This is a genomic window from Cellulosimicrobium sp. CpK407, from assembly GCF_051844275.1.
GTDB lineage: Bacteria > Actinomycetota > Actinomycetes > Actinomycetales > Cellulomonadaceae > Cellulosimicrobium > Cellulosimicrobium cellulans_G.
Genome location: NZ_JBGNYC010000106.1, coordinates 1 through 617 on the forward strand (window position 1 = coordinate 1; position 617 = coordinate 617).

Here is a 617-nt window from a genome sequence, read left to right on the forward strand (position 1 = left end):
ACGAGCTCGTCGTCACCCTCACCGAGAACCGCCAGGTCATCACCTACACCGCCACCGACGTCGACGGCCTCACCGCCAAGGCCTTCGTCAAGGTGCCGGGGATGACGGACCAGGCACCGACCCTGCGTCCGGGCATCACGCCTCTGGAGGTCGTCAGCGGCGAGCCGCTGCCGATCGACATCACGGACTACGTGCTCGTCGTCGAGGGCAAGACCCCGCGCCTGACGACCGAGGAGAAGGTCACCGCGCTCGAGGGGACCCGCGAGGTGCCCTCGACCACCGAGATCGTCTACACGTCGAATGCCGAGTACGTCGGGCCGGCCGCCGTCACCTTCGAGGTGACCGACGGCTCCGGCCCCGACGACCCCGAGGGCCACACCGCGCTGCTCACGCTGCCGATCAGCGTGGTCCCGCCGGAGAACCTGGCGCCCGAGCTCTCCACCCCGACGCTCGACGTCGCGGCGGGCGAGGAGGCCTCGATCGACCTCGCACGCTTCGCGACCGACCCCGACGGCGACTCCTTGACCTTCAAGGCCACCGGCCAGGCCCAGGGCGTCACCGTGACGGTCGAGGGCAGCACGCTGCACGCCCAGGCGTCCCCGGACGTGCCCAAGGGT

General features: G+C 71.0%; 1 protein-coding gene. It reads left to right on the plus strand.

Features of this window, described 5'->3' with window-relative positions:
- A partial coding sequence (locus tag ABWU78_RS20915; protein WP_439159395.1) for an Ig-like domain-containing protein occupies nt 1-617 on the plus strand: 617 nt, incomplete at both ends.